12 protein-coding genes are annotated in these 12,148 nt (G+C 67.7%); 5 read left to right on the forward strand and 7 right to left on the reverse strand.

Translation table 11 applies throughout. From position 1 onward, the window contains the following. The first annotated feature begins 355 nt into the window (after positions 1-355). Positions 356-982, forward strand: a complete 627-nt coding sequence (locus D7W81_RS34290) for a DUF4328 domain-containing protein (protein WP_158621750.1) — start codon at positions 356-358, stop codon at positions 980-982. 6 nt (positions 983-988) lie between these two features. Here D7W81_RS34290 and D7W81_RS34295 read toward each other — a convergent pair whose 3' ends face one another. From D7W81_RS34295 to D7W81_RS34305, 3 genes are read right to left on the reverse strand one after another with little or no spacing between them, the layout of a single operon-like run. Next, positions 989-1,429, reverse strand: a complete 441-nt coding sequence (locus tag D7W81_RS34295; protein WP_120559605.1) for a nuclear transport factor 2 family protein — start codon at positions 1,427-1,429, stop codon at positions 989-991. A 33-nt stretch (positions 1,430-1,462) separates the two neighbouring features. Next, a complete protein-coding gene (locus tag D7W81_RS34300; protein ID WP_120559606.1) occupies positions 1,463-2,485 on the reverse strand; it encodes an NADP-dependent oxidoreductase in 1,023 nt (340 codons plus the stop codon). Next, a complete protein-coding gene (locus D7W81_RS34305) occupies positions 2,482-3,075 on the reverse strand; it encodes a DUF2239 family protein (RefSeq protein ID WP_120559607.1) in 594 nt (197 codons plus the stop codon). Before D7W81_RS34305 ends, D7W81_RS34300 begins: the two co-directional genes overlap by 4 nt. Before the next feature lie 172 nt (positions 3,076-3,247). On the opposite strand from D7W81_RS34305, the gene D7W81_RS34310 reads away from it, so the two are divergent. Further along, positions 3,248-4,750 carry an acetyl-CoA acetyltransferase gene (locus D7W81_RS34310; protein WP_120559608.1) on the forward strand — a complete coding sequence of 501 codons (1,503 nt, stop codon included), beginning with the start codon at positions 3,248-3,250 and terminating at the stop codon, positions 4,748-4,750. Positions 4,751-4,763: 13 nt separating this feature from the next. Here D7W81_RS34310 and D7W81_RS34315 read toward each other — a convergent pair whose 3' ends face one another. After that, on the reverse strand, positions 4,764-6,386 hold the full coding sequence (locus tag D7W81_RS34315) for an FAD-binding oxidoreductase (protein WP_120559609.1): 1,623 nt from the start codon (positions 6,384-6,386) through the stop codon (positions 4,764-4,766). 311 nt (positions 6,387-6,697) lie between these two features. Between D7W81_RS34315 and D7W81_RS34320 the strand changes: the two genes are divergently transcribed. Both D7W81_RS34320 and D7W81_RS34325 read left to right on the forward strand, forming a co-directional pair. Continuing rightward, positions 6,698-7,621: an N-acyl amino acid synthase FeeM domain-containing protein gene (locus D7W81_RS34320; protein WP_147445721.1), complete on the forward strand. Its 924-nt coding sequence runs from the start codon at positions 6,698-6,700 to the stop codon at positions 7,619-7,621. A 14-nt stretch (positions 7,622-7,635) separates the two neighbouring features. Beyond that, positions 7,636-8,778 carry a fatty acid desaturase gene (locus D7W81_RS34325; protein WP_158621751.1) on the forward strand — a complete coding sequence of 381 codons (1,143 nt, stop codon included), beginning with the start codon at positions 7,636-7,638 and terminating at the stop codon, positions 8,776-8,778. On the opposite strand, the gene D7W81_RS34330 is transcribed toward D7W81_RS34325, so the two are convergent. Together D7W81_RS34330 and D7W81_RS34335 are read right to left on the reverse strand one after the other, a co-directional pair. Beyond that, the gene (locus D7W81_RS34330; protein WP_120559612.1) at positions 8,760-9,962 is read right to left on the reverse strand and encodes a glycosyltransferase; all 1,203 of its coding nucleotides are present in this window, start codon (positions 9,960-9,962) and stop codon (positions 8,760-8,762) included. The genes D7W81_RS34325 and D7W81_RS34330 overlap by 19 nt on opposite strands. After that, positions 9,959-10,846 (reverse strand): LysR family transcriptional regulator, encoded by an 888-nt coding sequence (locus tag D7W81_RS34335; RefSeq protein ID WP_120559613.1) that lies wholly within the window; start codon positions 10,844-10,846, stop codon positions 9,959-9,961. Before D7W81_RS34335 ends, D7W81_RS34330 begins: the two co-directional genes overlap by 4 nt. 130 nt (positions 10,847-10,976) lie before the next feature. Here D7W81_RS34335 and D7W81_RS34340 point away from each other — a divergent pair, with 130 nt between their 5' ends. Further along, positions 10,977-11,684, forward strand: a complete 708-nt coding sequence (locus D7W81_RS34340) for a glutathione S-transferase family protein (RefSeq protein WP_120559614.1) — start codon at positions 10,977-10,979, stop codon at positions 11,682-11,684. 11 nt (positions 11,685-11,695) lie between these two features. Here the strand turns inward: D7W81_RS34340 and D7W81_RS34345 are convergent. After that, positions 11,696-12,148 (reverse strand): nuclear transport factor 2 family protein (locus D7W81_RS34345; protein WP_147445722.1); only part of this gene is annotated, 453 nt, incomplete at its 5' end.

Below are 12,148 nucleotides of genomic sequence, written 5' to 3' on the forward strand. Positions count from 1 at the left end.
AGATGTGTAGAAGAGACAGCTCGTCACCTTGTCGCGCTACTTCGCGGGGCCTCGTGCCCGGCCGGGGCTGGTCCTGGGCTATGGAGGCATCCCGGCCGCGCGCGTCCCGGAGGGGCTCCGGAGGCTGGGGGCCAGCCTTGGCCCGGTGGTGGGATTGACGAAGGATTGAAGGCAGGTCCTAATCCCTCTCATGCTCAACGCCGCCGAGGGGGACGTCGCGTCGCAACCCATGTGCCCGCAGCACCCCGAACGGGCGGCGGTGTGCACCTGCGCGCGGTGTGGAAGGTATGCCTGCTCACGGTGTGAGCGGGACGGAGGCCGATGCCGCGAGTGTGCGCACCTCGCCGCCCTGGAGGTGCCGGACTCTCGGGCGCGGGCGCGCTGGGCCACGCTCACGCAGTACGTCTCTGGCGGAGCGGCGGTGCTGGGCCTGCTCTTCAACCTCCTGTTCTACCCCGAGCTCCAGAGGGAAGCCCAGGCGGTGGCCCAGAGCGGCATGTTGGTCCTGGGGGTCATCATCGGCATCACCGCGCAGGTCTGCCTCCTGATGTGGGTCCACCGCGTGGTCCGGCAGCTCAATGCCCTGGGCCCGGACCTCGGGATGACCCCCGCCTGGGCGGTCTGGCTGTGGCTGATCCCTTTCCTCAACTGGTGGAAGCCGTACTACGTGATGCGGGACATCGCGGAGCGGCTTGGGGGAATGTCCTTCGTCGCATCGCTCCCCCTGCAGTTGTGGTGGGGCGTGAACGTCGTGGGGCGGATCCTGGAGAAGGCGGAAGGGGATCTGCTGTCCAGCAAGCTTCAAGCGCTCGGCGGCACCACCGCCGAAGTGGTGGGGCTCCTGTCCTCGGTCTTCTCCGTGGCCTTGGTGTTCCTCTGCGTGCGGATCATCAAGGAGATCCAGGTCCGGCTCGACCAGCGCCGCGAGGGGCTGGACGAGGTGGAGACCCCGGCCGCCGGGGACGCGGCCGTCGCGGCGTGAAGCCAGCTACTTGGACAGGCGCGTCGCGTGGCTCGCGGCGAGCTTCCACTGGCCGTCGCGGTAGACCCAGGTGTCGGTGAACTGGTAGTCGCCCTCGAACTGCGTCTTGCCGGAGTGGCCCTTGAGGGTGGTGATGCCGGTGACGACGGCGGCATCTCCGTACAGGCGGATCTTCTGGTGATGGTTGCGGAAGACCTCGTAGACGGGGTCCTTCTTCGCGACCTCCGCGAGGTTCTGCTCCAGGTCCGTCACCGTGCCCTTGGAGTCGGTGAGCGTGAAGCGCGCGTCCAGGCTCTTGCGCAGCGTGGCCACGTCGGCGGTCTCGAAGGCGCGGCAGAGCGCGGCCTCGACCTTGAGCAGCTCGCGCTCGTCCTGCGCGGGGTCCCGGGCTTCCGCGACGCCCGTGGCGAGGGCGAGGACGGTGGTCAGCGTGGTCTGGAGTTTCATCCGAGGCTCCGTGCGTGAGGTGGAAGCGCCACGCTATCGCGGCGATGGGAGCGCCGCGACGCGGACCAGCTGTTTGCCCAGGTTCCGGCCCTCGAAGAGGCCACGCAGGGCGGAGGGGGCCTGCTCCAGCCCTTCCGCGATGCTCTCCGCCAGGACGAGCTCGCCCCGCGCGGCCCAGGTGGACAGCTCGCGGAAGGCCTCGGGGAAGCGCGGGACGTGGTCCAGGAAGATGAAGCCCTCCATCCGAGCCCGCTTGAAGGCCAGCTGCATGTAGTTGCGCGGTGTGGCGCCGTAGTCGTGGTCCTTGTAGCCGGAGGAGACGGCGCCGCAGAGCACCACCCGGGCGCGCACCGCGAGCTGGTCCAGCGCTGCTTCCAGTGCGGGCCCGCCCACGTTGTCGAAGAAGACATCCACGCCCTTCGGCGCCAGCGCTTGAAGTCGCGTCCGGATGTCCTCGGACTTGTAGTCGATGCAGGCGTCGAACCGGGCGACGCGGGTCACCCAGTCGGCCTTGTGGGGACCACCCGCGATGCCGATGACGCGGCAGCCCCGGAGCCTTGCCACCTGGCCTGCGATGGAGCCCACGCTGCCCGCGGCGCCGGAGACCAGGACGGTTTCACCGGGCGCGGCGCGGGCCACGTCGGTCATGCCAATCCAGGCGGTCAGCCCGCTGGCGCCGTAGAGGTTCAGCATGGCTTTGGGCTCGATGCCATCCGGCACCTTGTTGAAGCCGAAGAGGCCCGAGTCACCAGCCAACGCGTACTCCTGCCAGCCCGTCATGCCCGCCACCCAGTCGCCCACGGCCAGGCGCTCGGAGCGGGAGTCGATGACCTGTCCAACGCCCACGCCGCGCATGACCTCGCCGAGCTCGACAGGCGAGATGTAGGTCGCACGGGGATTGAGCCACGTGCGCTGCGTGGGTTCGATGGAAAGCCAGACGACGCGCACGAGCGCTTCGCCGGGGCCGGGCGTCGGCATCGTGGCCTGCCGCCATTCAAAGCAGGCGTCGGAGACCTCGTCATGGGGACGCGACTTCAGCACCCACTGGTGGTTCATGGCGTCTCCTTGGAGAACGCGGGGGCGGCGAGCCGGCGGGCGCAGTCGCGGAGGTCGTCCGGCCAGCCCCGGGTCCACTTGTTGAAGCGGGTGCGGTCGCCCGCGTAGAGCGCGCGAGCGGCCTCCTCGTAGCCCGGCGCGTTGCCGGCCATCGTGGTCATGAAGCGGTCCGCGGCGGCCTGGGCGCGGCGGACACGGTCGGCGTCGCCGCTGTTCGCGCGAGCGGCCTCCACCAACTTGCGCAGGGCCACGGACGCGCCGCCGGGCTGCTCGGCCAGCCACTCCCAGTGGCGGGGCAGCAGCGTCACCTCGCGGGCGACCACGCCCAGCTTCGGGCGGCCAGGGCCTCGGGGCTCGGAGGACTCGGCGGCAGGGTCTGGTGCGGGCTGGAGGCGGGTGAGCACCTCCTCCAGCGTGCCGCGCAGGTGGAAGTCCACCGTCCGGCCCGTGGCGTCGTCGAACAGGAGCAGCGATTCGGACTCGCCCGCGTCGAGCGCGCTCTTGGCGGCGGTGACGACCTCGGCGGGTGAGCCGGAGGCAAGCAGGCGCTGGCCGGCGAATGCGGTCCAGGTGACGGGAGCGGATGGCATGGTGGGGATATTACCCGGGTAGAAACAGGCGTCAATTCTACCCGGGTAATATAGGGGCCTGTGGTGCATGGGCCCGGAGCCGAGGCATGCGGGACGTGAGCTGGATTCCCGTCATCAATGGACGGCATGGGTGCATTGACCGGCAAGGCTCCATCGTGGGAGGAGCCGAGGCATGAAGGACGCGAACAGGATTCCAGTCATCGTGGGCGTGGGGCAGGTCAACGACCGTCCGGAGGATCCGCTGCGAGGCCTGGACTCGCTGGGGCTGATGGAGGCCGCGCTGCGTGCGGCGGATGTGGACGCGGGCGGCGGCTGGCTCGCCCGGCTGGATTCGCTGGCGGTGGTGGATCAGCTCTCGTTCCGGCAGATGGGGCCGTTGCCGCTTACGCTCGCGGAGCGCTTGGGCGCCCGGCCTCGCATCCTGGAGCAGACGGCGGAGGCCCATGGTCACAGCCCGGTGCGGCTGCTCCACGAGGCCGCCAACCGGGTCGCCTCCGGGGAGGTGGAGGTCGCGGCGGTCGTGGGCGGCGAGGCACTGCGCACGGCGGCCCGGCGCGCGGCCCTGGCGGCAGGGGATGCACCGTCCGCGCACAACGCCGCGACCAGCATCGGCGTCCAGGCGCACGCGGCCTACCGGCGGCGCTACGGCCTCAACTCGCCGGTCGACGTCTATCCCCTCTATGAGAACGCGGGCCGCGCCGCGTATGGCCAGACGCTGGCGGAGGCTCAACGGGAGAGTGGCGAAATCGGGTCGCGGTTCTCCCAGGTCGCTGCGGGCAACCCGGGCGCGTGGATCCGCGAGCCCTTGTCCGTGGAAGAGATTGTCACGCCCTCTCCGTCCAACCGGCCCATCGCGTTTCCGTACTGCAAGCGGATGGTCGCGAACAGCGCCGTCAACCAGGGCGCGGGGTTCCTCGTCACCAGTCTGGCGAAGGCCCTGGCGCGCGGCGTGCCCGAGGACCGCCTCGTCTACGTGGGGCAGGGCGTGGCGGCGCACGAGCCGGAGGACTTCCTCGCGCGGGATGGCTACGCGCGTTCACCGAGCATGGCCGTGTCGCTGCGCCGCGCACTGGAGCTGAACGGGCTGACTGTCGACGCGCTGGACTTCGTGGAGCTCTACAGCTGCTTCCCGTGCGTGCCGAAGATGGCGCGCCGGGTGCTGGGCTGGCCGTTGGAGAAGCCCGCCACCGTGTTCGGCGGCCTGACGTTTGGTGGTGGCCCCATCGCCAACTACATGAGCCACGCGGTGGTCAGCATGGTGCAGCGGCTGCGCGAGCAGGGACGTCACGGCCTGCTCTTCGGCAACGGCGGCTTCGCAACGCACAACCACAGCCTCGTGCTCACGCGCGAACCGCTGCCCGCCGGAACGCTCCCGCAGTCCTTCGAGCATCAGGCGGAAGCAGACGCCGCGCGCGGCCCCGTCCCGCCGTTCGTGGAGGACGCCACGGGCCCCGGCCGCATCGAGACGTACACCGTGCTGTACGAACGGGACGGCAGCCCGAGGTTCGGCGTCATCGTCGCGCGCGGCGCATCCGGTGAGCGCTTCCTCGCGAAGGTCCCGGCGCACGACACCGCGGGCATCGGCTTCCTATGCGATGGGAAGGAGGAGCCTGTCGGCAGTGAAGGGCACGCCGTCGCAGGGCCTGATGGAGACATCCTCTGGCACCGGGCTTGAGCCTCCAACAGCTTCACAGGCCGGAATACCGCTCAGGCGCGAGCACCTGGCGCGGGTCCAGGGCGCGCTTGAGGTTCTCCGTGAGCCGCCAGGCCTGGGGAGCCTGCTCGGCGAGCCAGCGCATGGTGTGGGTCCCCACGCGGTAGGGCAGGAATCCCTCGCGGCGGCAGGTATCCAGCAATGCCTGCTGGCAGGCGAGCGCGCGGGCGGCTTCGTCCGGATCCTCCCGGTCGAACAGCAGCGGGATGGAGCTGTCGAAGCAGCGGTCGGACAGCGAGGTGAGGGTGATGAGCGGCTCCATGCGGTGGCGCGCGGTGACCTCCCGCACGGTCCGTACGTAGGTGCGCACCAGCTCCGGCACCATGGGGACGAGCGGAGAGGTCCACAACAGCCCGCAGCCATCCGCGTGCGGATTCATGGGAGCCCCTTCCGGCGGGCGCCGGCCTGACTTCCAGTAGGCCAGCGGCAAGGCCATCTGCGTGGGGACCCCCTCCAGGACGCTCATCACGTTGGACAACGTGCGCGCCTGCGGCGCCAGCTTCGCGCCGAATCCCAGTGGCAGCCGGGGGAGCCACTGGCTCAGCAGGCGGGCCCGATCCGCCCCCAGGAACATGAGGCGCCGCGCCACCCGCCCCAGCCTCCGCCGGATGGTGCTCCGCGCGGCGCGCACCACCTCGCGCGTGCCGTACAGGCCTCCGGTGCCCGTCCACGCCGCCACGCCATGCCGGGAGGTCAGCTCGGCCAGGAGCTCCGCGGAGAGCACGTCGCCGCGCGGTACCCGGTCGCGAGGGTAGGGCGCGACCATGGACAGCACGCGCTGGGGGTTGAGGAGGTTGATGGCGCCCACCACCCCGCCCAGGTCCCGCAGCGTCTCGCGGATGGCACCCACCGCGTCCTCCAGCCCTGCGTCGTCGCGCACCCAGAAGAAGAAGGCCTCCAGGTGCTCGGGCTTCCGGGCGAGCACGAAGGTGAGCTCGGTGACGATGCCCAGGTTGCTCTGGGAGAAGAGCCCGTCCAGGTATGGGCCGACGCCCCACTTGAAGGCCTGGTCCACCCGCTGTCCCCCCAGGTCCCCGTGCGCGGACCGGTACAGCGAGCCGTCTGGGAGCACCGCCTCCAGCCGGGTGATGGCGCCAAAGTGGTCCGCATGCGGGGTGATGCCGTAGCCGCGCTCCAGGGCGTTGCCCAGCAGGCTGCAATCCGGGCCGGCCCCCGTGACGGGCACCAGGAAGGGGAGCTGGTGCTCCCGGAGGTACTGACTCAGCATCCCCTGCGTCACCCCGGGTTGGACGGTGACGAGGCCCAGCTCCGCGTCGAGCGACACGATGCGGTTCATCCGCGACAGGTCCACCACCACGCAGTCATCCCGCACGGGCGCCCCGCAGCCGTAGCCCCAGTTCCGGCCGGTGCTCACCGGGTACAGGGCCAGCCCTCGCGCGTTGGCCAGCTCCACCAGGGCCACGATCTCACGCGTCGACGCGGGGAAGACCACCGCCGGGACACGCCTGCTCACGGACGTGGTGCTCGTGCCCCGCTTCCAGGCCTCTTCTCCGGTGCGGAGCCACTGCGGGCCGACGATTCCGGCCAGGGCTTCCAGGGTCTGCGTGGACAACTCAGTGGAAGAGGGGAGCGACATGGCAGTGGGCCCGTGAGCTGGCGGAGAGGGAGGGACGCGGCAGGGCCGCAATCACTTGCGGACGCACGCTGGGGAAGCGTCTGTCTAAAGATGCATTGAAGCGCGCCGGGCGCAATGAAAAAATTGTGACATCATTTCCAGGGCCAGCGGTCGCGCCGCCTTTCGGATCCGGCTTTGCGTGGGCATTGCCCAACAGACTGTGGGGAACTGTCCACGGCTTGAAGGCTGTCGCGCCTGCGGCGTGATGTGAGTCTCCCCAGGGATGTTCGCGTGCTTCGGGGGTGGTCTGGGACTTGCTCTGGGGCCCGGCAATGAGACATCTCGTCCGCCAGTGTCTGCGGTGGTTTCCCCAGGAAATGCAGGAGCGGCTGATCCGCTCGAGCGCTCGCATCGACTCCGCAAGCCTGGCGTGCGTGAGCGTCAAGGTGGCGGAGAGCCCCGCGGAGCTGGAGGCCGCCGCGCGGGTGCTCCATGAAGGCTACGTGCACCGCGGGTTGATCACCCCGCGCCCCGAGGGCGTGCAGGTGACGCCGCACCTGCTGCTTCCCTCGACGGTGGTCCTCGTGGCCAAGGTCGCCGACGAGGTGGTGGGGACGGTGTCGCTGCATGTGGACTCCTCGCTGGGGCTCCCCTTGGACAAGACATTCGCGGACGTGATGGGGGAGCTGCGGGCCCAGGGCCGGCGGCTGGCGGAGGTGGGGGCGCTGTGCATCACCCGCCGCCACCGGAACGTGGGCGTCGTGTACCTGCTCAACAAGATGGTGTACCGGACCGCGGCCCTGCTGGGCGTGGACGACATGGTGATGACCGTTCACCCGGACGCGGAGGTGATGTATCGCAGCTTCCTCCCCATCGAGCGCGTGGGGGAGCGGCGCAAGTACCAGGGGCTGTCAGAGAAGGCCCTGGCCATCTGCATGCGGTTGCGCGTCAAGGACGCCCCGCGCGAGCTTCTGCAACGCTTTGGCTCCCGTCCCTCCAACGCCAATCCCTACTATTTCTATTGCGTCCGGGAGGAGCCCGGCTTCCAGTTCCCGGCGGAGCCGGACTTCCTGGAGCGATTCCAGGGCCCCCGGGCACGTGCGGTGGCGCACCTGGCCCGGCTGCGCCCGGATGTCATTGCCGCCCTCAGTCCCGAGGAGCGGGCACACCTGGGCTCGGTGCTGCCCTTCGCGCTCCCGCACCCGATGCCCCCCTCCAGGCCGTCCCGTTCCGTGCCTGCCCTGGCCTACTCCTGACCATGAGACACATCATGCTTCGTTCGTTCCTCGCCCCCCTGACGGCTGGCGTGACCGGCTCTGATGTCCCGGCCCCTGCCGAGGACGAGGCCCTGGTCCTGATGCGGAAGGGTGACGCCCGGATCGAGCTCAGGCTCAAGGAGTTAAGGCCCCTTTTGAGCGACCTCATGGAGCCTGACATGAGGGTGTTCTGGAGCTATCTCCTCCTGGCGACCCTTTCGGCCTGGGCCTCCCTGGGTTTTCTGATCCACAAGGCAAACAGCCTTCAGTTTGACCTCGTGTTCTTCTGCGCTTTTGGGGTTTCCGTCATTTGTGTCTACCATGCCGTGACGTTCACCCACGAACTTGCCCATCTGGATCAAAGGAAGTTTGGTTCGTTCTTCTGGGCCTGGAACGTCCTCGTAGGATGCCTGTTTGCGATTCCGGCATTCATCTACGGTGATAACCACATTGACCATCACTCGAAGAAGTACGGAACGGCCCTGGACCCGGAGTACATCAACTTCAAGAAGGCCCCGACCTCAGGTCTCATTGAGTTCCTGGGGATGAACCTGTTCCTCCCCTACCTGGGGATTCTCCGCTTCTGCATCCTGACTCCCGTGAGCCACCTTCACTCCAAGCTCCGGCAGCTGGTGCTGAGAGAGGCTTCCTTCATGGGGATGAAGTCCCGGTTTGCCCGTCGGATCAGCGAAGATGCGTCCGTGCTGAAGTCCTGGTCAATCCAGGAGATGGTCACCTTTGCCTATCTCTGGGCCTTGGTCATCTTCGTCCTGGCGGGCAGGCTTCACTGGAGCGCCATCCTCGTCTGGGCCTCGATGATTACATTCGTGGGCATGCTCAACGGCGTCAGGGCCCTCGCGGTGACCCACAAGTACTTCAGCATGGGGGACGCCCCCATTCCCTGGAGTGAGCACATCGAGGAATGTGTCGAGATTGAAAGAAGAGGTCTGAGCACTCTTCTTTTCTGTCCGGTGGGAACCCAGTACCACATGACCCATCACATGTTCCCCGCGATTCCTTTTCATCATCTTCCGGAGGCAAGAAGACGTTTGGCTCCTCACTTTGAAAAGGACTCTTTCTACCACGCGAATGTTCGCAAGGGCATCATCGACGGGCTGGGAAGGTTTCTACAGGGCATCTACTCCAGGCCGGCCTGATGCCACTTCAAGAACGGTCTCGCTTCTTGAGCAGCGACCATCGCTCGAATTGACCTCTGCCCCTGCGCCACGGCTTCTTGATACGGCCGGGTCTGGACTTCCTGGATCGCTTCCAGCAAGTCCTTCTCGGTCCACCGGGTAGGATGAAGGGCCCGCCCCCATTTAAGGCTCTCCACGCGCTCGAGGTTGATTTCCTGGTCATGGAAAGTGGCGATCCCAACGACTGGAACGCCCTCGTGGATGGACTGATAGACCGTCCCAGAACCGCCGTGACAAATGACCACCCGGCTCTTCTGGATCAACTTCGAAAGTCGCGCCAAGGGGGCTGACAAGACGCCAGCTGGCATCTCTTCGGTCTTCGAGCCAATGGCCAGAACCTGCCAGCCGTTCTGGAGCAGGATCTTGCATATCCTCTGAAAGTTCCCCAGGTCTCCCGTGCTCCCCTTGGCAACGAAGGCCACCGGCGCCTGGGGGTCGATCTCGCTCAGCCAGTCGGGATCCGGAAGAGACGGCTCCCAGAGGAGGGGACCGATGTAGTGATCCGTCTCCCGGAGGTTCTCACACGGAACGTACTCGGGAAGGTCGGCGATGTAGTTCCCGTGGGGAGACGTGATGACATCGAAGATGTTCGTGATCTTCGGCAGGCCCAGCTGGTTTCGGTAGCGGTTGAAATTCCGTGCGTAGAATTTCAAGGTCATGCTCTTCACCACGGGGAAGAGACGCCTGCTGAGCCTCTCTCCGAGGACGCTCTCCAGAACGCCTACCGCGGGCAGCGTCTTGGGCGGATTCATCTCCAGGGCGTAGTAGTTCGTCGTGTACCCGCTGACGATGGCCCTGTACTCAACCTTCGCCATGGCGGAGGAGATGTTCAAGGAAAGCCGCATGTCGCTGATGATGAGGTCAGGTTTTGCCTCCTGGAGGACTGCCAGGTCGGAATCGACATAGGCCTTCAATGTTTTGAATGAAAAGATATGCGACCCTTTTCGGATCTGCTCATAGGCGAACTCGGGCGGAACGCAGAAGAGCTCAATCGGGTCAAAGCCCTCACTGCGGGCCAGTTGCATGTGCGCGGGCCCTGTCGCGAAAAGAACCTGATGCCCGTCCCGAATTAACTTCTTTGCGACCACCATCGCACGCGCCACGTGCGCAAGAGACATGCTGTCTCCCATGACCAGGATTTTCATGACTCGCCGGCACCCTCCATCAGGAAGTCGATGACGGCGCGCACGGCAGGCAGCTGGCCCCTGCGGTGTGGCGTCAGGATCGTCGTCGTCACCGTGCCCGCGGTCCAGGCGGGAAGCACACGTACCAGCCGCCCGCCCTCCACGTCCACGCGGGTGAACGTCTCCGGCAGACAGACGACGCCCAGCCCGGCCGTGGCCGCCTTCAAGAGCACCAGCGACTCATCGGCGGTCATGCGTCCCCGCGGCATGACGGTGACCGTCTCTCCCGCCCGCCCGCGCAGCCGCCATTGAGTGGCCGTGGCGCTGGTCAGCAGGCCGTCGTGTTCGCTCAAATCCTCCGGCCTGCGAATCCTGCCGCGGCTGGACAGGTAGCCGGGCGACGCCACCAGGATGGTGGACTCCACCGCGAGCCGGCGCTGCACCAGGCCCGAGGCGGGCAAGGGCGAGAAGTGACTGCGCACGGCGATGTCGAATCCCTCCTGCACCAGGTCCACGAAGCGGTCCGTCGCGTGAAGCTCGACGCGCACCTTGGGATGCGCCAGCGCCAGCAGTGGCAGACGGTCCGCGAGCCGGAACTGCGCCGTGGGGACCGACGTGGTGATTCGCACCACGCCACTGGGCTCCGCCTGCCGGCGGCGCACCACGTTCTCCGCGGCCTCCGCCTCCAGCACGGCGGCGCGGGCATGGTCGAGGAAGTCCCGCCCCACGTCTGTCAGCGTGAAGCTCCGCGACGTGCGCTGAATCAGCCGGGCGCCCAGCGCGCCCTCCAATTCGGCCACGCGCTTGCTCACCGTGGACTTGGGAATGCCAAGCCGCCGAGCCGCCGCGGCGAAGCCACCGCTCTCCACTGCCTGGACGAAGAGATGGAGGTCGTTGAGATTCAAGGGCCGCGCCTCATCGTCCACGGGTGTGGACCTTGCGTTCGCGTTCCGCTGTCTACACGGCGCGCGTTGCCACGGCCATCTTGTCCCCATCGAAGGCATCACGCCTTCCACTTCGGACAGGAGCTTCACCATGGCACTGCCTACCCTCTTCTACGGTGTCCCCTCTGGCTGCTCGTTTGGCTCCATCGTCGCGCTGGAGTGGCTGGGCCGGCCCTACCAGCTGTGCCGCGTCGCCATGCCGGAGGACGTCACCACCGCGGACTACCGCCGGATCAACCCCGTCGCGGAGACGCCCACCTTGATGACGGAGACGGGCGCGTGCATCAGCGAAAGCATGGCCATCCTCAACCACCTGGGCGCGCGCGGCGTGGGCTCCGGGCTGTCGTTCGCCCAGGGCACCGGGGACTTCGACCGGTTGAACCAGATGCTCGCGTACCTGAACACCACCTTCTTCAGCGCCTTTTCGCCGCTCTGGTACGCGCTCGAGCACGCCGAGCTGCCGGAGTCCGAAAAGCAGGCGTTGCGCAACCTGGGGGCCCGCAAGGTGGTCTCCGCGCACGCGAACCTGGAGGCATTGATGGGCGACACGCCGTGGCTTCTGGGCGACCACCGCACGCTGGCGGACGCCTACTTCATCGGCATCGCCCGGTGGACCCGGTACCACGAGGTGCTGGACCGCCGCGACTACCCGAAGCTCCAGGGCCTTTTCGAGCGGCTGGAGGCGGACGCCGGCGTGCGCTTCGCCCATGCCATTGAAAAGGGCGAGACGCCTCAGGGCAGCGGCGCATTCCAGGGGCACATCCGCCTCGCGGAGGCCCTGCGACGGCTGCCCGCGTGAGCCGGCTCGCGCTACAGGCCGAGCTCAGTGAGTCCCGGATGGCCCTCGGGCCGGGGCCCCGCGGGCCAGTGGAAGAGGCGCGCGTCCTCGGTGATGTCCACGTCGTTGATCGACGCCTCCCGGCGGGCCATGTAGCCGCTGGCATCGAACTCCCACTGCTCGTTGCCGTGCGAGCGGTGCCAGCGCCCGGCGCTGTCGTGCCACTCGTAGACGAACCGGACCGCGATGCGCTGCGCGTCGAAGGCCCACAGTTCCTTGATGAGCCGATAGTCCAGCTCACGCGCCCACTTGCGTTGCAGGAAGGCGACAATGGCCTCTCGGCCCGAGAAGAACTCGGCCCGGTTGCGCCAGCGGCTGTCGGGTGTGTAGGCGGCGGCCACCCGCTCGGGATCGCGGCTGTTCCAGGCATCCTCCGCGAGGCGTGCCTTGAGCGCCGCGGACTCGCGGGTGAAGGGCGGCAGGGG

The organism is Corallococcus aberystwythensis (genome assembly GCF_003612165.1).
Classification (GTDB): Bacteria; Myxococcota; Myxococcia; order Myxococcales; family Myxococcaceae; genus Corallococcus; species Corallococcus aberystwythensis.